We start from the raw sequence: 22,306 nt of genomic DNA, 5'->3' as shown, positions 1-22,306 counted from the left end.
CGGCTGGAATGTGGGAAAGTTACGAACATGGGAATGACTGACCTGCTGCGGGGGGTGCAGGGCCAGGGCGACTTCGGCGTCTGGCTCGGGCGGCTCGACGGGGTGCCGGTGTTCATGCACGCCGCGGAACGGCCCCACTACTCGGCGAGCACGATGAAGGTGCTGGTCGCGATGGCGATGCTGCGCAAGGTGGACGCCGGCGAGCTCTCGCTGGAGCAGCCGGTGACCGTGCACAACGACTTCGCGTCGGCCGCCGGCGGCCGGTTCGGCGTGAACCGGGCCGAGGACGAGGCGCCGGCCACCTGGACGAAGCTCGGCGAGCAGGTGACGCTCGGCTGGCTGGCCACCGAGATGATCACCCGGTCGAGCAACCTGGCCACCAACCTGGTGCTGGAGCAGGCCGGCGTCGACACGGCGCAGGCGGTGCTCGCGGAGTACGGGTCGGGGGCGAGCGCGATCCAGCGCGGCATCGACGACGTGGCCGCGCAGGCAGCGGGGATCAGCAACCTGATGAGCCCGGCCGACCTCGCCGCCGTACTGGTTGCGGCCGGCAACGACGACAGTGCGTCGGGCCGGTACCTGCGCGACCTGCTGGCGGCCAACGAGTGGAACGGCGAGATTCCGGCCGGCGTGCCGGCGGGCACCCGGGTCGAGCACAAGAACGGCTGGGACGTGCGGATCCGGCACGACGGCGGCATCGTCCGCCCGGCCGACGCGGAGCCGTTCGTCCTGACGGTGTGTACGACGTCCGAGCTGCCCGATCCGGACGCGCAGAAGTTGATCGCGGCGATCGCAGCCGAGGCGTGGAACCACCGGCACGAACTGGAGGCAGTGCGGTGACCGGCCTGAAGTTCTCCACCCATCTCGTCTCGGCTCCGCTGCACACGCCGTTCGTGACGGCGCTGCGGACCGCGACCCACGCCGACTCGCTGCTGGTGTCGATCACCGATGGCGAGTACACCGGCTGGGGCGAGGCTCCGCAGGTCTGGAAGGTGACCGGCGAGTCGCTGGCCGGCGCCCAGGCCTGCGTCGAAGGCCCGATCGCGACGGCGCTGACCGGCCTCGGCGCTGACGACCTGACCGAGGCGTTGCGCCGGGTCCAGGGCGCGGCCCAGGCGAACTTCGGCGCCAAGGCCGCGGTCGACGTCGCGCTGCACGACCTCGCCGCCCATCGCGCGCAGAAGACCCTGCAAGGATTCCTCGGCTCGACGGTGACGACGGTGAAAACCGACGTGACGCTGTCGGCCGGCGACTCCGCGGCGCTGGTTCAGGCCGCGACCGACCGGCTCGCCGACGGCTTCGACGTGCTCAAGGTCAAGGTCGGCACGGGTGACGCGGCCGCCGACTTCGACCGGGTCCGCCGCATCCGCGAGGCGGTCGGTCCCGGACCGCGGATCCGGCTGGACGCCAACCAGGGCTGGCACCGCCGCGACGCCGTCACCGTGATCCGCGCGCTCGAGGACGCCGGCTGCGCGATCGAGCTGGTGGAGCAGCCGGTCGCCGCCGCCGACCTGGACGGCATGGCCTGGATCACCGACCGGGTCAGCACCCCGATCCTCGCCGACGAGAGCGTGTACGGCGTGCGCGACCTGGTGAACGTGATCCGGCGCGGCGCGGCCGACCTGGTGAACGTGAAGCTGGCCAAGTGCGGCGGCCTGGCCACCGCCCGGACGCTGCTGGAACTGGCTCGCGAGCACGGCCTCGGCTCCGTCGTCGGCTCGATGATGGAGAGCCACGTCGGCGTCGGCGCGGCGGCCGCCCTGGTCGCGGCGTACCCGACCACCGCGGTGAACGATCTCGACGCGGCCTGGTGGCTGGAGCAGCCCCCGGTCAGCGGCGGGATCCGGTACGAAGGGTCCACCATCCACCTGCCCTCCACTCCTGGGCTCGGCGTGACAGGCTTGATCGCATGAACGTAGTTGCCGCGAAGGTTCCGGTCAGCACCGTCTGGACCTCCCCCGACGCTCCGCGCGACATCGACGCTCCGGCGGTCGCCGCCGCGCCGGATGTCGCCGCGTGGGTTCAGTCGATGGACACCGAGAGCCGCCTCGGGCTGCACGGCCGCACGCTGACCCAACTCCTGTACGGCGAACCGGTGATCGTCCGCTCCGAGCGCAACGGCTGGTCCGAGATCCTCGCGCCGTGGCAGCCGTCCTCCGGCGACGTACTCGGCTATCCCGGCTGGGTGCCGTCGGCGCACCTCGGTGAGTTGCCGAGCAGCGCGACCGCGCCCGTCGCAGTGACCGTGCCGCTGGCGACGCTCACGGCCGAGCCGGGTGCCGGCGCCGGCTCGCTGGCGGAGCTTTCCTTCGCGACGGTGCTGTCGTCGGTGGAGCACACCGACGGGTACACCCGGGTCGCACTGCCGGACGGCAGCTCCGGCTGGCTGGCCGACGACGTGCTGCGCTCGGTGGAGACGCCGGTCGGCTCCGAGGACCGGATCCAGCTGGGGTCGTTGTTCCTCGGGCTGGAGTACCTGTGGGGCGGGACTTCGGCGTACGGGCTGGACTGCTCAGGACTGATCCACGCCGTGAGCCGCGTGCTCGGACAGCGGATCCCGCGGGACGCGCACGACCAGGCCGACGCGCTGGAGTCGGTACCGGTGGACGAGGTGCAGCCGGGTGACCTGTACTTCTTCGCCCGTCCCGGCCAGGAGGTCCACCACGTCGGCTTCGTCTCCCCCGAAGGCATGCTGCACGCCTCCGAGACCGGCAAGCTCCTCGAGAACGAGCCCCTGCTCCCCGAACGCCGAGAAACCCTAGTCTCCGCCGCCCGCCTCTGACCCACCTGCCCGGCGCAAACCGCCACCCGCCTCTGGCCCCACCTGCCCGGGCAAACCGCCGCCCGCCTTTGACCCACCCCGCCCAGGGGCAATCCGCCGTCCCCATTGCTCCCCAGGCGCACCGCCCTCCCCAACTACGCCCCGGCCAAGCGCCGTCCCACCTCCGCGCCTTTCGCCCGCGGGAACACGCAGAGGCCCACGCCGCCCCACTCCCTCCGCACCAACCCCACTCCCACCAGCCCCCCCCCCGCTCCCCACCTCCGCGCATTCTGAGGGGTTAACCCACGACATGCAGGGTTGGCCCACCGAATCCCGATGGGCCAACCCTGCATCTGGTGGGTTAACCCCTCAAAGGACCGCCGCGGGCAGCGCACGAAAGCGCCCGCACCGGGGATGTCCGGTGCGGGCGCTCTGGGTTCGGTGCGGCGCCTCGGGGAGGCGCTCGGGTCAGGGCTTCTTGACGTCCGTCTGGTGCGGCTCGGGCAGGCCGTCGATCTCCGCCTTGGTGGCCGGGTCGACGTCGTCCTGCGGGCGGGCCGCGGTTGTCGCCTCGTCCAGCTCGCCGCCGCCGGCCGCGCCGGCCACGCTCTGGCCGTTGCTGGTGCCGTTGGCGACCTCGGCCGCCTTGAGGCTGCGGGACTTGTACAGGCTGAGCACGGTCGTGATGCCCAGCGTGATGATGATGAAGCCGAGCGAGAACCAGATCGGGATCTCCGGCGCCCACTTGATGTGCTCACCGCCGTTGATGAACGACAGCTCGTTCACGTGCATCGCGTGCAGCACCAGCTTCACGCCGATGAACGCGAGCACGACCGACAGGCCGATCGACAGGTAGATCAGGCGGCGCAGCAGGTCGCCGAGCAGGAAGTACAGCTGCCGCAGACCCATCAGCGCGAACACGTTCGCCGTGAACACCAGGAACGGCTCCTGGGTCAGGCCGTAGATCGCCGGGATCGAGTCGAGCGCGAACAGCAGGTCCGTCGTACCGAGCGCGATGATCACGATCGCCATCGGGGTGACGAGGCGCTTGCCGTTCTTGATCACGGTGAGCTTGACGCCGTTGTACTCGTCGGTCGCGTTCAGCCGCTTCTTGGCGAACCGGATGACCGCGTTCTCCTTGTAGTCCTCGTCGTCGTTCTCGCCCTGCATCGCGAGGTGCACCGCGGTGTAGACCAGGAACGCGCCGAACAGGTAGAAGATCCACGAGAACTGGTTGATCGCGGCCGCGCCGACGGCGATGAAGACGCCGCGGAAGATCAGCGCCAGGATGATGCCGATCAGCAGGGCCGTCTGCTGGTACTTCCTGGGCACCTGGAACCGGGCCATGATGATCAGGAAGATGAAGAGGTTGTCGACGCTCAGGCTGTACTCGGTGAGCCAGCCGGCGAAGAACTCGCCCGCGTACCGCCCGCCGGAGAACGCCCAGACGCCGAGGCCGAACGCGATCGCCAGGCCGACGTAGAACGCGATCGCCGTGGCGGACTCGCGGGTGGTGGGTTCATGCGGCCGGCGGCCGATGATGAAGACGTCGAAGGCCAGCAGGGCGAGCAGCAGCCCGACCGTGATGTACCAGACGTAGTCGTGAACGTGCACAGACGTAACCTCCGGAGCGCAGACGACAAGTGGACTCCGAAGGTCTCTTCCGCCTGGCTCTGATCGGGCCTGGCCGGCGGCACCGGGCGCGGGAGACGAACTCCAGGACCGTGATGACGATACCGCCGCGAAGGAATACTCCCCTTCAACCTCCCCCATTCTGGCGGGTGGATGTCCGAGTTTCCAAATCGTCCACTCCGGTTCCCCCTGTCGCTCTGATCACGCAGCGCAGCGGGAATAACTTCGCTGAGTGATCAGGTTGCCACTGGGGGACGTTTGCTCTTCGGCAGCTTCGCCACCACCGTCAGGTACGACGCGTCGACCAGCTCGAGGATCTCGTCGTCCGGCACGGCCCCACCGAGCCGGATCGTGTTCCACCCGGAGCGCCCGATGTACGCCGACGCCCGGACGTCGTCCGGGTAGGCGCGGACCAACTCGTCGGCCTCGTCCCGGTTCGCCCCGCACTTGACCCCCACCGCCTCGCCGCGGCCGAGAAACGCGAAGATCTTGTCGCCGACCTTGGCGACGACGTCTCCCTGCCACGGCTCGTCCTGCCACGCCCCCGGCTTGCTCAGGCAGTGCTCCAGCAGCTCGCGCCCGGTCAGTCCCATCGACGACATCTCCCGCACCCCCGGCCGAACTACTTCGCGCCGGCGTTCACCATCTGGCGCAGCTCCTTCTTCAGCTCGGAGATCTCGTCGCGGTAGCGGGCGGCGACCTCGAACTGGAGCTCGGCGGCGGCGTTGTGCATCTGGTCGGTGAGCTGCTGGATCAGCTCGGCCAGGTCGGACGACGGCATGCCGCCGGCGAGCTCCTTGGCCTTCTCGCCGGCCTTCGCCTTGCCGCCGCCGGGAACCGGCGCCTTGCCGCGGGACTGGGTCCGGCCGTTGCCGAGCAGCTCGGCGGTGTCGGCGTCCTCGCGGGCCAGCATGTCGGTGATGTCGGCGATCTTCTTGCGCAGCGGCTGCGGGTCGACGCCGTGCTCCAGGTTGTAGGCGACCTGCTTGGCCCGCCGGCGGTTCGTCTCGTCGATCGCCTGCTCCATCGAGGGGGTGATCTTGTCGGCGTACATGAACACCGCGCCGGAGACGTTACGGGCGGCACGGCCGATGGTCTGGATGAGCGACCGGCCGGACCGCAGGAAGCCCTCCTTGTCGGCGTCGAGAATCGCCACCAGCGACACCTCGGGCAGGTCGAGGCCCTCGCGGAGCAGGTTGATGCCGACCAGTACGTCGTACTCGCCCATCCGCAGCTCGCGCAGCAGCTCGACGCGGCGCAGCGTGTCCACCTCGCTGTGCAGGTACCTGGTCCGGATGCCCATCTCCAGCAGGTAGTCCGTCAGGTCCTCGGACATCTTTTTGGTCAGCGTGGTGACCAGCACCCGCTCGTCGCGCTCGACCCGGAGCCGGATCTCGTGGATCAGGTCGTCGATCTGGCCCTTGGTCGGCTTGACGATCACCTCGGGATCGATCAGGCCGGTCGGCCGGATGATCTGCTCGACGAAGCCGTCGGACTTGTCCTGCTCGTACTGCCCCGGCGTCGCGGACAGGTAGACGGTCTGGCCGATGCGCTCCAGGAACTCCTCCCAGCGCAGCGGCCGGTTGTCCATCGCCGACGGCAGCCGGAAGCCGTGCTCGACCAGGGTCCGCTTGCGGGACATGTCGCCCTCGTACATGCCGCCGATCTGCGGCACGGTGACGTGCGACTCGTCGATGACCAGCAGGAAGTCCTCGGGGAAGTAGTCCAGCAGACAGTGCGGCGCGGTGCCCGGGGCACGCCCGTCGGTGTGCCGCGAGTAGTTCTCGATGCCGGAGCAGGTGCCGATCTGGCGCATCATCTCGATGTCGTACGTCGTCCGCATCCGCAGCCGCTGAGCCTCCAGCAGCTGACCACCGCGCTCCAGCTCGGCCAGCCGGTCGGCCAGCTCGGCCTCGATCGAGGCGATCGCGTGCTCCATCCGCTCCGGCGCGGTCACGTAGTGCGTGGCGGCGCCGATGTAGAGCTCGTCCTCCTCGCTGAGCACCTCACCGGTCAGCGGGTGCAGCGTCATCAGCCGCTCGATCTCGTCGCCGAAGAACTCCACCCGGACCGCCAGCTCCTGGTACACCGGGAAGACCTCGAGCGTGTCGCCGCGGACCCGGAACGTGCCACGGGTGCCGGCGAGGTCGTTGCGCGCGTACTGCACGCCGACCAGCTTGCGCAGCAGCCCGTCGCGGTCGGTCTCGTCGCCGACCTTCACGTGGATCATCCGGTTCAGGTACTCGTCGGCGGAGCCCAGGCCGTAGATGCAGGACACCGTGGCGACCACGACCACGTCGCGCCGGGTCAGCAGCGACCAGGTCGCCGAGTGCCGCAGCCGCTCGACCTCCTCGTTGATCGAGGAGTCCTTCTCGATGTAGGTGTCGGTCTGCGGGACGTACGCCTCGGGCTGGTAGTAGTCGTAGTACGAGACGAAGTACTCGACCGCGTTCTCCGGGAAGAACTGGCGCAGCTCGTTGGCGAACTGGGCGGCGAGCGTCTTGTTCGGCTGGAGGATCAGCATCGGGCGCTGGATCCGCTCGGCCAGCCAGGCGATCGTCGCGGTCTTGCCCGTACCGGTGGCGCCGAGCAGGACGACGTCCTGCTCGCCGGCGTTGATCCGGCGCTCGAGCTCGTCGATCGCGGCCGGCTGGTCACCGGCCGGCTCGAAGTCCGCCACCACCTTGAGCGGGGCGACCATACGCTGGAGATCCGAGACCTGTCTCATGACACCCACCGTACGACCCGGCGCCGACAGTTTTCGAACGGCGCCGGTCCGCCCCCTCCCGGGCGACAGCTCAGAACGAGCGGACCAGCGTCCCGTTCATGGTCAGGATCTCCTGCTTGCGCTGCGCCCAGACCTCGCGCTGCAGCGCCGAGTCGGTCGCCGTGGTCTGTCCGGTGTGGTCCTCGAAGGTCTGGACGAAGCCCGAGAACACCACCGGCTTCTTGCCCTTGACCGGCACCACCGCGGAGTAGTTGGTCGCGTAGCACAGCTTGAGCGCCTTGTTCGGGCAGGTCCGGAAGCCGCCCTTGCCGATCACCACGTGCTGCAGGTTGTTCGACTCGACGTCGACCAGGTGGTCGGCGAACGCCTTGGCGCCCATCAGCTTGGTCTGCCGGATCCAGAACCAGCCGTCGATGGCTCCCGGCCGGCCCGGCTCGGGCAGCAGGTAGTTGTGCCCCGAGCGGGTCTTGTCGGTGTCCTTGACCCAGCCCTTCGCCGGCGTGAACCAGACGCCACCGCCGATCTCCACGCCCGTGTCGTGCGGGCCCTTGGTGATCTCGGTCTTGGTCGGCGACGGGGTCGGCGGCGTGTAGAGGGTGCCGACCGGCGCCGGCGTGAGCGTCTCGCCGGCCACCGGGGTGGTGGCGACCGGGGCGTCCTCCTTGCCGCCGGTGATCAGGAGCACCGCTCCGGTCGTGATCAGGACGACCGCCAGCGCGGCGCCGGCGATCACGATCCACTTCGTCCGGCTGCTCGACCGGCGGGCCGGCCGGAACGGCGGGGGCGGCGGGTAGCCGCCGGGACCGGGGCCCCATCCGCCCGGAGCGGGCGGGCCCTGGGGAGGTCCGTACTGCTGACTCATCTGGGCCTCTCGCGGTGTGTCGTCTGGTTGAGCGGGGTGGTCACAGACTGTCGATGACCGACTGCTTCATCGGCGCCGCGTCGGACTCGGCCTTGGCGGCGTAGTCCGCACGGCTGCGGAAGTCCAGCGCGGTCAGGACGCCGTCCTTGCGTTTGTACACCTCCACGTAGCCCTTGACCTTGCCGGCCTTGGCGGTGGACGTGTAGCTGATCGCGACGCACTCCACCAAGACGTCGCGGGGGCAGGCCAGGTTCCGCACGTTGCCGAGCTGCGCGATCTCGCCCGCGGTCTCGCCCTCGACGATGCCGAGCAGGTAGGTCTGTGCCGCGACGTCGACCTTCTGCCGCACCCAGAAGAACGCCCGGGCCTGACCGTTCGGCGCGTACGTGACGAGCTGCTTGCCCTGCTTCTCGGTCGCCAGCACGCTCCAGCCGCTCGCCGGGACGACCGACACCCCGTGCTCGACGGCGATCGCGTTCGGCGGCGGGGTGTACGTCGGGGCCGGCGGTGTGGTGACGGTGACCGACGGGCTGGGCTGAGGCGTGGCCGCGTCGTCGCCGCCGGTCAGCACCACCAGCGCCACCGCGATGAGCAGGACGACAGCGATCCCGGCCGCGACCGGCAGCAGCAGCGGAGGTACCGAGGGCTTCTTCTTGACCGGCTCGGGCCGGCGCAGCGACGGCGGCCCGACCTTGTCACCCCACGCGGAGCTGGTCGAGGTCGCACCGCTCGCTCCCCCACTGCCGGCCCACGGACCGCTGCCCGCGGATTCGCCGCCGGCCGGTGCGGGCCGGCCGTCGGCGGCACCAGCCTGACCTGGTCCGACCTGACCCGGGCCGGCCGCACCGGCCTGGCCAGGTCCCCCGGCACCTGCGGCGCCAGCGCCTCCCGCAGTACCGGCTGCCGCAGTACCGGCGGTACCGGCTCCGGCGGCGTCACCGGCCGGGCGCGGCGGGACCTCCAGCGACCAAGGAGACGGCGGCAGCTCCTGCTCAGGAGCCGCGCCCTCCTCGTCCGCGGGATCGGTCTTGCGGACCCAGGGATTGTCCGGGCCCTTGTCGCGCTTGGTGTTCACTGGCTCGCAACCACCGACTTGAGCATCGCCGCCGAGTCGGTCTTGACGCTGTCCGCCTTGTCCCGGCGTCCGTACACCCGGATGATCGTCATCACGCCGTCGTTGCGCTCGATCACGCCGACGAAGCCGATCACCGGGAAGCTGCCGTTCTGGCTGGTCGCGGTCGCCTGGAAGCTCTGGGTGGTGACCACCTTCACCGGCGTCTTGTCGTCCGCGCCCGGCTTGCGCTCCTTCGGTTCGTCGGACGTGAAGTCGCCCGGCGTCGCCTTCTTCTCGATCCCGAGCAACTGCGGCAGCACGGTCGCGGTGCTCTCACCGTTCGCCTTGAACGAGTTGACCATGAAGTAGGCCTCGCCCTGCTTCAGCAGGTACACGCCGTTGAACTTGTCCAGCGACTTGCGGATGTAGCCCGGCGCCGGCTTCACGAAGACGCCCTCGGCGACCTCGATGCCCTCGTCCACGTTCCCAGTGGGCTGGGTGGTCGGGTCGGTCGTCGGCTGCGGGTCGGGCTCGACCTTGGTGTCGTCGCCACCGAAGATCAGCGACAGCACGATGCCGATCACGGCGACGACGGCGACCGCGCCACCGGCGAGCAGCAGGATCTTGTTGCTGCCCTTGCCCTGGCCGCGCGGGACATGCCCCTGCGGACCCGGGCCCCATGCCTGCTGACCCGGGAACTGCGGCGGACCGCCCGGGTAGCCCTGCGGCGGCCCTTGCGGCGGATAACCCGGCTGCTGCCCCTGGTACGGCGCCTGCTGCTGTCCCGGGTACTGCGGAGGCGGCCCCGGCTGGTACGGCGGCTGCCCCTGCGGCGGTCCCTGGTAGGGCGGCTGCTGCGGCGGCTGCCCTTGGTACGGCGGCTGCTGTGGCGGCCGGCCCTGGTACGGAGGCTGGCCCTGCGGAGGCGGCCCCGGCTGATACGGCGGCTGCCCCTGCGGCTGCCCCTGGTACGGCGGCTGCTGCGGCGGCCCGCCCTGGTACGGCGGCTGGCCGTGAGGCGGCTGGCCACCGTACGGCGGCTGGTTCGGTCCACCCTGTCCGTACGGCGGTTGCTGGTTGCTCATGCCTGCGTCTCCCCAGTAGTTCCGTCGTACCCTCCGGCCGGCCGGCCGCTCTGCGCCAGCGCACCGCGCTCCGACTTGGGCACCGAGCGCGTCGAGTTGCCACAGGCGGAGCAGAAGTCCGAGTGCGGCAGCAGCGGCATCTCGCAGCGCGAGCAGAACGCGAGCTCACCGGACGCGTGGTTCGAACCACCGCGGGCGGCAGACTCCAGCGCCGCCTCCAGCAGTCCCTTGTGCAGCACCGTGCGGACCCGGATGATCAGCGCGCCGAGCAGCAGCAGACCCCAGAGCACACCGAGGATCGCCCCGAGCGTTGAGCCGTGCCCGCCGACGAAGCCGAGCAGGTAGACGCCACCGTGGAACAGCGCGTTCACCACGATGGCCTGCAGCAGACCGATCACCCAGCGCGCGGTGAAGCCGTCGTACTTCTCGCCCAGCCCGGAGAACTCGGCCACGGCCAGTCCGGTGGCGGATCCGTAGATCAGCGGCTTGATGAACCCGTGCAGCACGACCACGGAGATCCAGGTGCCGGTGCTGGTGCCCGGACCGGCGAAGCCGCCGCTGATCCAGCCCCAGTGCAGCACGAGCGTCTCGAAGCAGGCGAAGCCCACACCGGCGACCACACCGAAGGTGAAGCCGTCCATCAGGTCGTCGTACCGGGGCCGGGAGGCCAGGTAGAGCGGTCCGACCTGCCGGATCAGTTCCGAGACGACCGGGACGAGCAGCAGCAGGATGAGCAGGTCCCGCCCGGCCGGGCCGGCGTCGTTGCCGCCTATGGTCCCGGTGGACAGGGTGAGCCGGTCCGACCACAACCAGGTGAACACCGCGGCCAGTACGCCGGTCAGCACGAACGCCGCCGCGACCACCGGGACCGGTTCGTCCTCCCAGAGGTTCACGTCGTACAGGTACAGGATGTAGACGATCGGGATCGCGAACGCGGCCACCATGATCGCCACCGGCAGCGCACCGAGCGCCGCGGTCACCACGGTGAGCGCCAGGGCGATGCCGAGCGCCACCTTGTAGGTGTACGGCTGCCGGCCGGCACCCTGCGGCATGATCGTCGACACCAGCCGGAACGACGCCACCGGCTCGTCCGGTCTGGCGGCGTACGCGTTCTTCCGCCCCGCGTCCGGGGAGCGCAGATCCGTGCCACAGTGATGGCAGAAGTGCGACACCTCGGGAACGTCAGAGCTGCAGCGCGGACATTCCACGCCATCCTCCCAACCTAGGCCTAACGGACCGGCGCCTGCACGACGCCGAGGGGTGGTCGTACCGGCCGGACAACAACCGGGTGGACCGGCGAGATTCTCGTACAGACCGGCCCGATTTCATCATTTCCCGCGCAGGGGTCACGCTTTCGTGTCCGGACCGTGGCCTGCGATCCGGGCCGTCAGCGTGGCCCAGACCTGGTCCAGGCGGCGGTCGAGCTCGTCCAGGCTGCCCGAGTTGTCGATCACCACGTCGGCGGCGGCCAGCCGGTCCTCGCGTGAGGCCTGGCTGGCGATCCGCCGCCGCGCCTCGTCCGCGGCCATCCCGCGCTGCGAGGTGAGCCGCTCGACCTGCAGCTCGACCGGTACGTCGACCACCAGCACCAGGTCGAACTTGGCGGCCTGACCGGTCTCGACCAGCAACGGGATGTCGTGCACCACCACCGCGTCGGCCGGCGCCGCGGCCTCGATCTCGGCAGCCCGGGCCCGGACCCGCGGGTGGATCACCGCCTCCAACCTGCGCCGGGCCTGCTCGTCGCCGAAGACGATCCTGCCGACCGCGGGACGGTCCAGCTCACCGTCGGCCGTCAGTACGCCGTCGCCGAACACCGCGACCACCTCGGCCAGCCCGTCGGTGCCGCGGGCGACCACCTCGCGGGCCAGCACGTCCGAGTCGATCACCACCGCACCGCGCGCGGCCAGTCGCGCGGACACCGCGCTCTTGCCCGACCCGATTCCCCCGGTCAATCCCACTCTCAGCACCCGAGCACCCTACCGACTCCCCGCGGCGGCCGATCGCCGATCCGCACCACTCGCTCGCCGGCCCGGTCACCCTGTTGCGCCGGAGAATGGTGTCCGGGTGCGGCGCGAGCACACAGGAGGGACTGGGGACGTGGAGATCCGCCTGCTGGGGCCGTTCGAGGCAGTGCGCGGCGACGAGCCGGTCCCGGGCCTGACAGGTCGTGTCCGTACGCTGCTGGCGATCCTCGCGCTGGCCGCACCCGACGCCGTCTCCGTCGATGCGATCGGTCAGCGCCTCTGGGGTGACGCTCCCCCAGCCAACCTGCGACCCAGCGTGCAGACCTCCGTCGCCCGGCTGCGCACGCTGCTCGCGCCGCACCTGCGCGTCGACACCACGCCGGGCGGCTACGCGCTGCGGATCGACCCGGCGAAAGTGGACGTGCACCGGTTCATGCAGCTGATCGAGTCGGCCGACTCTGCCGCCGATGCCGCAGCCCAACGCGAACGGCTCACCGCCGCACTCGGGCTCTGGCGAGGTGAACCGTTCGGCGGCATCCGCTCCGACTGGCTGGAGCAAGAGCAGAGCCCGAGGCTGACTGAGGCGTACCTGTCCGCCGTCGAACGCCGGATCGACCTGGACCTCGCAGCCGGCCGTCAGGAGAGCGCGCTGCCGGAGCTGCGCGAGCTCACCGCAAGGCACCCGCTCCGGGAGTCGCTGTGGCTCCGGCTCCTCACCGCCCTGCACCGCTCGGGCCGGCCAGCCGAGGCCCTCACCCTGTACGAGGAGCTGCGTCGCCGGCTGGCGGACGAGCTCGGCGTCGACCCGGAAGCCCAACTACGCCTCCTGTACGCCGAACTGCTGGAGGCAACCGAGCCATCCGGCAATCACGCTGCTCCGGCTGAGCCGCCACGCCAGCTCCCACCCAGTCCAGCGCGCTTCACCGGTCGCGCGAAAGCCCTTGCCCGGCTGGACTCGCTCAGCTCGGTTCACGAGCGGGCGCTGACGATCCTCGCGGTGCACGGTCAGGGCGGCGTCGGCAAGACCTCGCTGGCCCTGCACTGGGCTCATCGGGTCGCTCAGCGCTTCCCGGACGGCCAGCTGTACCTGAACCTCCAGGGCTACGGCCCAGGAGAGCCGATGCATCCGGAGGTCGCGCTGGACATGCTGCTGCGTGGCCTTGGCGTCTCCGGCGCGCAGATACCGGACGGCGGCCCCGCTCGTACTGCCCTGCTGCGCACAGTTCTCGCAGACCGCAAGGTGCTCATCCTGTTGGACAACGCGCGCGACGCTGAGCAGGTCCGGCCGTTGCTGCCAGGGGCTGGCTGCCTCGTGCTGATCACCAGCCGCAGTCAGCTGCGTTCGCTGGCCGCTCGCGAGGGCGCTCACCGCATCGCCCTGGACCGCTTCAGCGCCGACGACTCCACGGCGTACCTGACGGCGACCTTCCGGCCGCATGGGGTGCGGGCGACCGGGGACGAGCTCGCGGAGCTGGCCCAGCTCTGCGGTCACCTCCCGTTGGCGCTGGCAATCGCGGCAGAACGCGTCACCCGGGAGCCGTTGACCGGCGTACGGTCGCTGATCGCGGAGCTGCTTGACCACCCGGACCGGCTGAAGGTGCTGGACGTCGACGAGGACGACGACGGCGCGCTCCGAGTGGTCTTCGACTGGTCCTACCAGGTCCTGGAGCCGGAACGGGCCCAGATGTTCCGCTTGCTGGCGCTGCATCCGGCGCAGGACCTCAGCCTGGAAGCTGCTGCCGCGCTGGCGGGCGCGACGACCCGGCAAGCGGCTCAGCGTCTCGATGGCCTGGTCGGAGCTCATCTGCTCGAACAGCAGCCGGGCAAGCGGTACCAGCTGCACGACCTGCTGCGGGTGTACTCAGTCAGCTTGGCGGAACAGTTCGAACGACCGGCTCAGCGGGAGGAAGCTCGCGGTCGGTTGCTGGACTGGTACGCGCACTCGGCCCTCAGCGCCAAGAAGGCGCTGGACCGGACTCGCCCCTTGCTGGACTTCGGTGCACCGCCGGCGGGGCAGACACCGCTGGCCTTCGACGACACCGGTACAGCGGTCAGCTGGTTCAACCGGGAGCGGCAGGTCCTGGTCGCCGCGGTGCACGATGCCGCGCGCCACGGACACCACCGGGCGGCGTACCGGTTGGCTGGCGCGCTCTGGCCCTACCTGGTCTACGTACGCGCGCTGGACGACATCTTCGACACGCAGCGGGTGGCGCTGGAGGCGGCTCAGCTGTCCGGTGACACCGCCGGTGAGGCTGCGACGGCGCACAACGCCGGCCGGGCCTACTTCCAGCGCGGCGACCTGGCGCAGGCTTTCAAGCATCTCGAGCATGCGATGAGGTTGTTCGAGCTGATCGGCGACGACCGAGGCCGTGGTTGGGTGCTGACCGACCTGGGCCGGCTCTACCGCCGGTCCGGAGATCCGCAGGCCGCGATCAGCCGGCACCAGCAGGCGATCGTCGCTCTTGAAGGAGCCGACGACCCCGTTGTGGAAGCACGCAACCACCGAGGTCTCGCGGACAACTACCTGGCCGTCGGGCGCGCCCGCGACGCCGTCAACGAAGCAGACCGTGCAGTCACCCTGAACCGACGCGCCGGCGAGCGCCGCGCGGAGTCCTTCGCGCTCGACACGCTCGCCACCGCCTGGCTGGCCGTGGGCGACCAGGCCGCGGCCGTCCGGTACTACCAGCAGTCACTGGAAATCAGCCGCGACCTCCTCGACCGCTGGGCCGAAGCCTCCACCCTGACAAACCTCGGCCATGCGCTGCATGCCGCCGGCAACCACCCCGAAGCCCGCGCCCAGTGGCAGACCGCCCTCGACCTCTTCACCGAAACCGGCATGCCCGACACCGCCGACCTCAGCCGCACCACCCTCCGAAACCTGCTGGACCACTGAGCCCAGCTCATCCGGCCGATGCGCTTCTCGGCGCTGCCTAGCGAAGCAGCCGGTACGACCACAGCCGGTCGACTTCGCGGAAGCCCGCCCGCGCGTCGAGCCGCTTGGCCGCGGTGCGATCGCGCGGATCACCCGCCGGCGCGTCGTCATCGACGGACAGGACCACCTGGTCGGCGCCCCGAGCGGCCAGCAACCGCAGCGCCGTACCGAGCAGAGCCGCACCGAGACCACGTCCGCGATGCTCCGGCCTGACCTCGAGCCACCACAGCGCGCCGCTCCCGTCGGTAGGGCCCGATCGTCGGTGCCGTCAGAGGCGGATCTCCGGTGCGTCCTGGAACGGGCGAGACCCCCGCACCCAGTACGGGGGTGCGGGGGTCTCGGGTACTGCGGGTGGCTCAGCCCTGGCCGGTCAGCTTCTCGCGGAGCGCCTGGAGCGCCTCGTCGGAAGCGAGCGCGCCCTCGACGGGAGCGTCGTCCTTCGGGGCCGCGGCGGAGGAGTACGTCGACGCCTCGCCGGCCTCGACGTCGGCCGACTTGGCCTCCTCGATCTGCTTCTTGTGGGCCTCCCAGCGCGCGTGGGCCTCGGCGTACTGCCGCTCCCACTCCTCACGCTGCTTGTCGAAGCCCTCGAGCCACTCGCCGGTCTCGGGGTCGAAGCCGTCGGGGTAGACGTAGTTGCCCTGGTCGTCGTACGTCGCCGCCATGCCGTACAGCGTGGGGTCGAAGTCGTCGGAGACCGGGTCGACACCCTCGTTGGCCTGCTTCAGCGACAGCGAGATCCGGCGACGCTCGAGGTCGATGTCGATGATCTTGACCATGACGTCGTCGTTGACCTGGACGACCTGCTCGGGGATCTCGACGTGACGCTCGGCCAGCTCGGAGATGTGCACCAGGCCCTCGATGCCCTCCTCGACGCGGACGAACGCACCGAACGGAACCAGCTTGGTGACCTTGCCGGGCACGATCTGGCCCATCTGGTGGGTCCGGGCGAACTGCTGCCACGGGTCTTCCTGGGTCGCCTTCAGCGACAGCGAGACGCGCTCGCGGTCCATGTCGACGTCCAGCACCTCGACGGTGACCTCCTGGCCGACCTCGACGACCTCGGTCGGGTGGTCGATGTGCTTCCAGGACAGCTCGGAGACGTGCACCAGACCGTCGACGCCGCCGAGGTCCACGAACGCACCGAAGTTGACGATCGAGGACACGACACCCTTGCGGATCTGGCCCTTCTGCAGCTGGGTGAGGAAGTTCATCCGCACCTCGGACTGCGTCTGCTCCAGCCACGCACGACGCGACAGGACCACGTTGTTGCGGTTCTTGTCGAGCTCGATGATCTTGGCCTCGATCTCCTGGCCGACGTACGGCTGGAGGTCGCGGACCCGACGCATCTCGACGAGCGAGGCCGGCAGGAAGCCACGCAGGCCGATGTCCAGGATGAGTCCACCCTTGACGACCTCGATGACGGTGCCGGTGACGACGCCGTCCTCTTCCTTGATCTTCTCGATCGTGCCCCACGCCTTCTCGTACTGAGCGCGCTTCTTGGACAGGATCAGACGGCCTTCCTTGTCCTCCTTCTGGAGAACCAGGGCCTCGACGTGATCGCCGACGTTGACGACCTCGTTCGGGTCGACGTCGTGCTTGATCGACAGCTCGCGCGACGGGATGACGCCTTCGGTCTTGTAACCGATGTCGAGGAGAACCTCGTCCCGGTCGACCTTGACGATGGTCCCCTCAACGATGTCGCCGTCGTTGAAGTACTTGATGGTCAGATCGATCGCCGCGAGGAAGTCTTCCTCCGACCCGATGTCATTGACCGCTACCTGCGGGGTGCTGCGTACTGCGGGGTCGAGAGGTGCCTCGATGCTGGCCGTCATGTGGTGGGTTGCTCCGTGGGCTGATGGTGTCGTGCGGGTGCGCACGGGCCGTTGGATCGCACCAAACCGTTGGAAAGCTCTGAGAGGACAGATTCACCACCGACTGCTGCGAGCACGAGCCTACTCCGTCCGAGGTCGCGCAGGCCCATAGCGCATCTCACAGAATACGGGTATCGCGGAAGGCAGCACAACCCGGGGCACCCGGTCAGCACCGGCCGCCCGCCGAGGTCACCCGACGCCGTCCTGATCTCAATGTACGACGTCCGGATCCGGGCGGCCCGCGGCGAGGTCGCCGGTGTCGGCCATCCGGGTGATCAGCGCGTGCGCCGCGGTCGCCACCCGGTTCGTCCCGGCGCGTGCGGCGAGGTCGATCAACGCCCACAGGTCGGCCGCCCGGGCCCGCTCGACGAGCCGGTCCCCCAGCTCCGGACCAGTCTCCCGGACGACGCGCAGCGCGGCCCGCTCCAGGACCGGATCGGTGCCGAATCGCAACAGGTTGCCGAGATCGGCGTACGGCGAACCGGCGTGCGCGAACTCCCAGTCCACCAGACCGGTGATCCGGGCGGTCTCCGGGTCGACGAGCAGATTCTTGGCGTTGAAGTCGCTGTGCACGAGGCAGATCCGCTGCACGCCGGTGTCGGACAGGTCCTCGGCTCGGTCGATCACGGTCCGCAGGCTGTCGCTCTGCTCCTCATTCAGGTTCAGGGCGCCGAGGTGGTGATCCACCCACTGGGTCAGACCTCCGCTGCCGAACGACTCGATCGCCAGGTCGCTGCCGCGGAACTGGCCGAAGGTCAGGAACGGCATCCCACTCAGCCGGACCAGCAACTCCCCCAGCTGACCGCCGACCGATTCCCGCTGGGCTTCCGTCGCCGTCTCCAGGAAGGTCTGCAGGTTGATCCCCGGGAGTCGCTCGGTCAGCAGGTACGTCGGATCGCCGCCGACCTCGTCGACCTGCACATCCAGCACCCGCGGCACCGGCAGCAGCCCACGGACGAGCCGCAGCAGCGCGGCGTCAACGGCAGCTCGTCCCGGCTGCTGCGCGTACAACTTGAGCACGGCATCCTCGCCGGCCGCGCTCACCGCAAACGTCTCGCCGCCGTACCCACCCGTCAACGGAACAGCACTGGCCGCGATCGCCTCGAATCCATCCACCCACCCGATCCTGCCGCATCGGCGGGTGCGCAATCGCCTCGAGCGCGGTCACTCCGTCGCCGTGCTTCCGCCCGTCCGCACCCAAGCCACTTGGTCGACTCGCCGTATTCCGCTACCGTAGTTTCGCAACCACAGTAGCGGAAAGGAACTCCATGATCCGCCCCCGCAACGCCGAGGTCGGCAGCAGAGTCCTCGCCGCCGCCGCGGCCGAGATCGAAGCGCGCGGCTACGAAGGCCTCTCCATGGACCGTGTCGCCGAGCAAGCCGGCGTGGCCAAGACGACGATCTACCGCCGCTGGCCGTCCAAGGCCGAGCTGGTCGTCGCGCTCATCGGTCACCTGCGGTCCGACGTCCCGTTCGAACCCACCGACGATCCCCGGCGCGACCTCACCGACCTCGTCACCGCGATCGCCGCCAACCTGACCGCCACCCCGACCAGCCTGATCGCCGACCTCGCCGCCGCGGCCGCCCGCGAACCGCGTGTCGGGGAGAGCGTCCGGGCGCTCTGGGCCGATCGGCACCGCGCGGTCACCGCCGTCGTCGCCGAGGCGCAGCGGGTGGGAGTCGTGCTCCACGACGTGCAGCCCGCCGTACTGGTCGACCAGCTGGTCGGACCGCTCTACTACCGGCTCCTCGTCACCGGTGAGCCGCTCACGCCCGACTACGCGAGGTCGCTCGTGCGCAGCGTCCTCGGACCTGAGGAGTCCAGATGACCGCCACCACCACCGCCCGCACGAAGAGCCCGGTACGCCGCCGGCTGTTCCTGGGACTCGGCGTCCTTCTCGTCCTGCTGATCGGGTACGCCGTCTACGCGATCGCCCGGCCCACCGTGCTGCGGACCGAGATCGAGATCGACGCCACCCCGGAGCAGGTGTGGAAGGTGCTCGCCGACCGGGCGGCGTACCCGGAGTGGAATCCGTTCATCGTCTCCTCCGCCGGCGAACTGCGGGCCGGGGCGACGATCACCAACGTGCTGCGCGACACCAACGGGAAGACCACCGAGTTCGCGCCGAAGCTGCTCGCGGTCGACCCGGGCCGGGAACTGCGCTGGGTCGGCAAGATCGGGGTCGGCGGGGTCTTCGACGGCGAGCACGCGTTCCGGATCGAGGCGTTGCCGGGTGGGCGGTCGCGGCTGGTCCAGGAGGAGGTCTTCCGCGGCGTGGCTGTTCCGTTCACGACCGGCATGCTGCGCGACACGATCGAGCCGCAGTTCCACGCGATGAACCGGGCACTCGCCGAGCGCGCCGCCCGATGAAGCGAACCTCCGCAACCCGACCGGCAAATGGCCGGTAAATCGGTGTGAAGTTGACGCAACGGCAACACCTACCGTCGTTCCGGTCAGTCGATGGAAGGACGGAACGAATGGCCTGGTCGATCGCGGAGGTGGCCAAAGCGTCGGGCGTCACCGCCCGCACCCTGCGGCACTACCACGCGATCGGCCTGCTCGAGCCGGCGCGGACCGCACCCAACGGGCGGCGGTACTACGAGCAGGATCAGCTCCTGCAGCTGCAGCAGATCCTGTTGCTGCGGGATCTCGGGCTGAGCCTGGACGTCGTCGCCGAGGTGATCGCCCACCGGAGCCGGCAGGACACGATCGAGGTGCTCGGCCGGCACAAGGAGTGGTTGCTGCGGGAACAGCTCCGGCTCGAGCGGCTGGCGCGGACCGTCGACACGACCATCGAGAACCTGAGAAAAGGAGGAGAGATGGCACCCGACAAGGTCTTCGCGGGCTTCCAGCACAACCCGTACGAGGCCGAGGCGCGCGAGCGCTGGGGGGACGACGCCGTCGACGCGAGCTACCGGCGGATGCAGGACTGGTCCGACGCGGACGCCGAGAAGGCCCGGACGGGGTACGCCCGCGTGCACGAAGGACTGGCCGCGCTCAAGGCGGAAGGAGCCGAGGTGACACACGCCGGCGTACAGGAGCTGATCCAGCTGCACTACGAGGTGACCTGCCTGTTCTGGACGCCGAACGCGGCGGCGTACAAGGGGCTCGGGCAGTTGTACGTCGACGACGAGCGGTTCGGGCAGAACATCGCGGCTGACGACCACTCGCTGGTCGAGTACCTGCGTGACGCGATGACCGTCTACGCCGACACCAACCTGGCGGAGTAGCCGCAGCGCGGCCGGCCGGTCCGCGCAGGATCGTCTCGGGGGCTGCAGACCCCGGGACGCACCGACCGGCCGCTGATCTCAAACCGGCGTACAGGCGGAGTCCGGATAGGGTGATTCCGTGGTCGAGCCGCGACGTATCGAGTTGACCGAGGCCGAAACCTCGAGAGCCAGCCGGACCTACTGGGACGCGGCCGCCGGCGAGTACCTCGAGCAGCACGGCGCGTTTCTCGGCGACGACCGGTTCATCTGGTGTCCCGAGGGCATCGACGAGGAGTCCGCGCGGTTGCTCGGCGACCTGCGGGGCAAGCGAATCCTCGAGGTCGGGTGCGGAGCCGCGCAGTGCGCTCGCTGGCTGACCAAGCAGGGTGCCGACACCGTTGCCTTCGACATCTCGGTCGAGCAGCTGCGGATCGGCCGGCAGCTCGACCGGCGGACCGGTACGGCGGTCCGGACGGTGGCCGCCGACGCGACCGCGATCCCGTTCGCCGACGCGACCTTCGACCTCGCCTGCTCGGCCTTCGGTGCGTTGCCGTTCGTTGCCGACGCCGAGGCCGCGCTGCGCGAGATCGCCCGGACGCTCAAGCCCGCGGGCGTTCTGGTCTTCTCGGTCACGCACCCGATCCGCTGGAGCCTGCCCGACGACCCGACCCCGGCCGGCCTGCGGATCACCCAGTCGTACTTCGACCGGGCGCCGTACGTCGAGGTGGACGAGCACGGGGTCGCCGTCTACGCCGAGCACCACCGGACCACCGGCGACTGGATCCGCGCCCTCACCGGCGCCGGCTTCGTCGTCGACGACCTGCTCGAACCGGAATGGCCGGCCGGCCACGACCAGGTCTGGGGCGGCTGGGGCCCCGCCCGCGGCCGCCTCATCCCCGGCACCGCCATCTGGTCCACCCACAAACCCTGACCCCACCCCAACTCCCCGGCCACCCGCCGCCTCCCCATTTCCGGGGAGAACCCGCCAAGTTGTGGGTTCTCCCCCCGCATACGACCAGGTGAACCCACAAGGTGGCGGGTTATCCCTCGAAAATGTGCGTGCGCGCGGGGGGCCGTCGGCGGGGCTAGCCGGCGGCGCGGCGGGCGGTGCGGGGGCGCAGGGAGAAGAACGCGGCGGCGGCCAGCAGCAGCAGGCCGACGATCAGCGACAGCAGCGGCACCCAGAAGCCGATCAGGTGCAGTTGCGAGGCCTTCTCCTGGTAGCCGCCCTCTTCGCGCCCGTTCTCCTGCGCACCTTCGACGTTCTTCTTCACCGTCGCGTCGTTGTAGGCGATCGTCGCCTCGGTGGCGGTGATCTTCGCCTCGCCCTGGTAGTCGATGGTGGCGAACTGCTTCTCCTCGCCCTTGATGATCGCCCCGGTGACCGGCTCGATCCACAGCGTCCGGATGTTCTGGTAGCTGCGCTGCACCTCGACCGCGTCCTGGCCGGTCGCCTCCACCATCGCTCCGGGCACCTTCAGCGGCGTCACCAGCGGCACCTCGGACTTCGGCACGTCCTGCACGAACTTGTACACCTTCAGCCCGAGCAGCTCGGTCTCTTCCTGGAACTCGATCGGGAAGGCCTTGCGCAGCGTGCTGTCCCAGAACTGGTACGTCTTCTTCTCGGTGCCGAACGGGAACTTCAGCACCAGGCCTTCGTGCCCCTTGAACACCGGGTCGCCGGGCCGCTTGCGGTCGTTCGGGTTCAGCGTCGTGGTGATGTACTCGCCGCTGTTGTCCTTGGCCGGGTCCGGGTTCCACCGGACCGCCTCGCCGGTGTGCGCGTCGAGCACGACCCGCTCCTGCACGAAGCTCAGCGGCGCCTTCTCGTCCCGCTTGGCGTCGTCCTCGGCCGGGAACTGGTACTGCGGGTCGTCGTCGGTGACGACCGCGGTGTCGAAGACCACCACCTCGCGGTCCAGCGCCTCGCTGATCTTCTCGGCCGCGACCACGTCGCCGCGCACGGTCCGCGTCGAGGTCAGTGGCAGTTGGGTCTCCTTCTGGGTCGCCACGACGAAGACCGTGGCGTCCTGCTGCGTCGTGGACACGGTGTGCGCGACCTGGTCGGCCGGCGCCACCGCCAGCGTCGGATACGCGTAGAACTTGGCCAGCACGGCCACCCCGACGAAGAAGATCCCCAGTGCGATCACCAGGGTCCGACTGCGATTCCCCACTTCAACCCCTCCCGGTTCTGTCCGCGGGAC

General features: G+C 69.9%; 20 protein-coding genes. 8 read left to right on the top strand and 12 right to left on the bottom strand.

The features are described from left to right. The first annotated feature begins 27 nt into the window (after positions 1–27). Genes KFLA_RS15440 through KFLA_RS15430 form a run of 3 tightly spaced genes read left to right on the top strand, consistent with a single transcriptional unit; the run spans position 28 to position 2,782 of the window. Positions 28–840, top strand: coding sequence for a serine hydrolase (locus tag KFLA_RS15440; RefSeq protein WP_012920737.1), 813 nt, complete (start codon positions 28–30; stop codon positions 838–840). Continuing rightward, positions 837–1,913, top strand: coding sequence for a mandelate racemase/muconate lactonizing enzyme family protein (locus KFLA_RS15435; RefSeq protein ID WP_012920736.1), 1,077 nt, complete (start codon positions 837–839; stop codon positions 1,911–1,913). The genes KFLA_RS15440 and KFLA_RS15435 overlap by 4 nt, the downstream gene beginning before the upstream one ends. Continuing rightward, complete coding sequence (locus tag KFLA_RS15430; protein WP_012920735.1) at positions 1,910–2,782, top strand: C40 family peptidase; 873 nt, start codon at positions 1,910–1,912, stop codon at positions 2,780–2,782. The genes KFLA_RS15435 and KFLA_RS15430 overlap by 4 nt, the downstream gene beginning before the upstream one ends. 447 nt (positions 2,783–3,229) lie before the next feature. On the opposite strand, the gene KFLA_RS15425 is transcribed toward KFLA_RS15430, so the two are convergent. The 8 genes from KFLA_RS15425 to coaE form a co-directional block, all read right to left on the bottom strand. Continuing rightward, positions 3,230–4,375, bottom strand: a complete 1,146-nt coding sequence (locus KFLA_RS15425) for a TerC family protein (protein WP_012920734.1) — start codon at positions 4,373–4,375, stop codon at positions 3,230–3,232. Positions 4,376–4,629: 254 nt separating this feature from the next. Then, complete coding sequence (locus KFLA_RS15420; protein ID WP_237706815.1) at positions 4,630–4,995, bottom strand: MmcQ/YjbR family DNA-binding protein; 366 nt, start codon at positions 4,993–4,995, stop codon at positions 4,630–4,632. A 20-nt stretch (positions 4,996–5,015) separates the two neighbouring features. Continuing rightward, complete coding sequence (gene uvrB / locus KFLA_RS15415) at positions 5,016–7,121, bottom strand: excinuclease ABC subunit UvrB (RefSeq protein ID WP_012920732.1); 2,106 nt, start codon at positions 7,119–7,121, stop codon at positions 5,016–5,018. Between the two features lie 70 nt (positions 7,122–7,191). Then, positions 7,192–7,983 carry a hypothetical protein gene (locus KFLA_RS15410; RefSeq protein ID WP_012920731.1) on the bottom strand — a complete coding sequence of 264 codons (792 nt, stop codon included), beginning with the start codon at positions 7,981–7,983 and terminating at the stop codon, positions 7,192–7,194. 40 nt (positions 7,984–8,023) lie between these two features. Beyond that, positions 8,024–9,058 (bottom strand): hypothetical protein, encoded by a 1,035-nt coding sequence (locus tag KFLA_RS37950; protein WP_012920730.1) that lies wholly within the window; start codon positions 9,056–9,058, stop codon positions 8,024–8,026. Then, positions 9,055–10,122 carry a hypothetical protein gene (locus KFLA_RS35625; RefSeq protein ID WP_012920729.1) on the bottom strand — a complete coding sequence of 356 codons (1,068 nt, stop codon included), beginning with the start codon at positions 10,120–10,122 and terminating at the stop codon, positions 9,055–9,057. Before KFLA_RS35625 ends, KFLA_RS37950 begins: the two co-directional genes overlap by 4 nt. After that, a complete protein-coding gene (locus KFLA_RS15395; protein WP_237706814.1) occupies positions 10,119–11,294 on the bottom strand; it encodes a PrsW family glutamic-type intramembrane protease in 1,176 nt (391 codons plus the stop codon). Before KFLA_RS15395 ends, KFLA_RS35625 begins: the two co-directional genes overlap by 4 nt. A gap of 174 nt (positions 11,295–11,468) precedes the next feature. Next, on the bottom strand, positions 11,469–12,089 hold the full coding sequence (gene coaE, locus KFLA_RS15390; RefSeq protein ID WP_012920727.1) for a dephospho-CoA kinase: 621 nt from the start codon (positions 12,087–12,089) through the stop codon (positions 11,469–11,471). A gap of 130 nt (positions 12,090–12,219) precedes the next feature. Here coaE and KFLA_RS15385 point away from each other — a divergent pair, with 130 nt between their 5' ends. Then, positions 12,220–14,979, top strand: a complete 2,760-nt coding sequence (locus tag KFLA_RS15385) for an AfsR/SARP family transcriptional regulator (protein ID WP_049797350.1) — start codon at positions 12,220–12,222, stop codon at positions 14,977–14,979. A 37-nt stretch (positions 14,980–15,016) separates the two neighbouring features. Here KFLA_RS15385 and KFLA_RS36695 read toward each other — a convergent pair whose 3' ends face one another. The 3 genes from KFLA_RS36695 to KFLA_RS15375 all read right to left on the bottom strand — a co-directional run bounded on the left by KFLA_RS36695 (position 15,017) and on the right by KFLA_RS15375 (position 18,008). Next, entirely contained in the window at positions 15,017–15,247 is a 231-nt protein-coding gene (locus KFLA_RS36695) for a GNAT family N-acetyltransferase (RefSeq protein WP_083792860.1), read from the bottom strand. 127 nt (positions 15,248–15,374) lie between these two features. Beyond that, positions 15,375–16,853 carry a 30S ribosomal protein S1 gene (gene rpsA, locus KFLA_RS15380; RefSeq protein ID WP_012920725.1) on the bottom strand — a complete coding sequence of 493 codons (1,479 nt, stop codon included), beginning with the start codon at positions 16,851–16,853 and terminating at the stop codon, positions 15,375–15,377. A gap of 249 nt (positions 16,854–17,102) precedes the next feature. Then, positions 17,103–18,008 carry a phosphotransferase family protein gene (locus tag KFLA_RS15375; RefSeq protein ID WP_012920724.1) on the bottom strand — a complete coding sequence of 302 codons (906 nt, stop codon included), beginning with the start codon at positions 18,006–18,008 and terminating at the stop codon, positions 17,103–17,105. A gap of 152 nt (positions 18,009–18,160) precedes the next feature. On the opposite strand from KFLA_RS15375, the gene KFLA_RS15370 reads away from it, so the two are divergent. The 4 genes from KFLA_RS15370 to KFLA_RS15355 all read left to right on the top strand — a co-directional run bounded on the left by KFLA_RS15370 (position 18,161) and on the right by KFLA_RS15355 (position 21,033). After that, positions 18,161–18,721, top strand: coding sequence for a TetR/AcrR family transcriptional regulator (locus KFLA_RS15370; RefSeq protein WP_012920723.1), 561 nt, complete (start codon positions 18,161–18,163; stop codon positions 18,719–18,721). Further along, entirely contained in the window at positions 18,718–19,263 is a 546-nt protein-coding gene (locus tag KFLA_RS15365; RefSeq protein ID WP_012920722.1) for an SRPBCC domain-containing protein, read from the top strand. Before KFLA_RS15370 ends, KFLA_RS15365 begins: the two co-directional genes overlap by 4 nt. Positions 19,264–19,370: 107 nt before the next feature. After that, complete coding sequence (locus KFLA_RS15360; RefSeq protein ID WP_012920721.1) at positions 19,371–20,123, top strand: MerR family transcriptional regulator; 753 nt, start codon at positions 19,371–19,373, stop codon at positions 20,121–20,123. Positions 20,124–20,241: 118 nt separating this feature from the next. Further along, a complete protein-coding gene (locus KFLA_RS15355) occupies positions 20,242–21,033 on the top strand; it encodes a class I SAM-dependent methyltransferase (RefSeq protein WP_012920720.1) in 792 nt (263 codons plus the stop codon). 154 nt (positions 21,034–21,187) lie between these two features. On the opposite strand, the gene pgfA is transcribed toward KFLA_RS15355, so the two are convergent. Next, entirely contained in the window at positions 21,188–22,276 is a 1,089-nt protein-coding gene (gene pgfA / locus KFLA_RS15350; protein ID WP_012920719.1) for a cell envelope lipid trafficking protein PgfA, read from the bottom strand. Positions 22,277–22,306: the final 30 nt, after the last annotated feature.

It is taken from the genome of Kribbella flavida DSM 17836 (assembly GCF_000024345.1).
GTDB lineage: Bacteria > Actinomycetota > Actinomycetes > Propionibacteriales > Kribbellaceae > Kribbella > Kribbella flavida.
This window is presented reverse-complemented; position numbering and strand designations above follow the sequence as displayed.

What these genes read in the sequence shown, in the direction of transcription:
- KFLA_RS35625 (WP_012920729.1), bottom strand. Translation starts at nt 10,122, where the DNA reads ATGAGCAACCAGCAACCGCCGTACGGACAGGGTGGACCGAACCAGCCG.
- KFLA_RS15420 (WP_237706815.1), bottom strand. Translation starts at nt 4,995, where the DNA reads ATGTCGTCGATGGGACTGACCGGGCGCGAGCTGCTGGAGCACTGCCTG.
- KFLA_RS15365 (WP_012920722.1), top strand. Translation starts at nt 18,718, where the DNA reads ATGACCGCCACCACCACCGCCCGCACGAAGAGCCCGGTACGCCGCCGG.
- rpsA (WP_012920725.1), bottom strand. Translation starts at nt 16,853, where the DNA reads ATGACGGCCAGCATCGAGGCACCTCTCGACCCCGCAGTACGCAGCACC.
- uvrB (WP_012920732.1), bottom strand. Translation starts at nt 7,121, where the DNA reads ATGAGACAGGTCTCGGATCTCCAGCGTATGGTCGCCCCGCTCAAGGTG.
- KFLA_RS15440 (WP_012920737.1), top strand. Translation starts at nt 28, where the DNA reads ATGGGAATGACTGACCTGCTGCGGGGGGTGCAGGGCCAGGGCGACTTC.
- KFLA_RS15370 (WP_012920723.1), top strand. Translation starts at nt 18,161, where the DNA reads ATGATCCGCCCCCGCAACGCCGAGGTCGGCAGCAGAGTCCTCGCCGCC.
- KFLA_RS15410 (WP_012920731.1), bottom strand. Translation starts at nt 7,983, where the DNA reads ATGAGTCAGCAGTACGGACCTCCCCAGGGCCCGCCCGCTCCGGGCGGA.
- KFLA_RS15360 (WP_012920721.1), top strand. Translation starts at nt 19,371, where the DNA reads ATGGCCTGGTCGATCGCGGAGGTGGCCAAAGCGTCGGGCGTCACCGCC.
- KFLA_RS15430 (WP_012920735.1), top strand. Translation starts at nt 1,910, where the DNA reads ATGAACGTAGTTGCCGCGAAGGTTCCGGTCAGCACCGTCTGGACCTCC.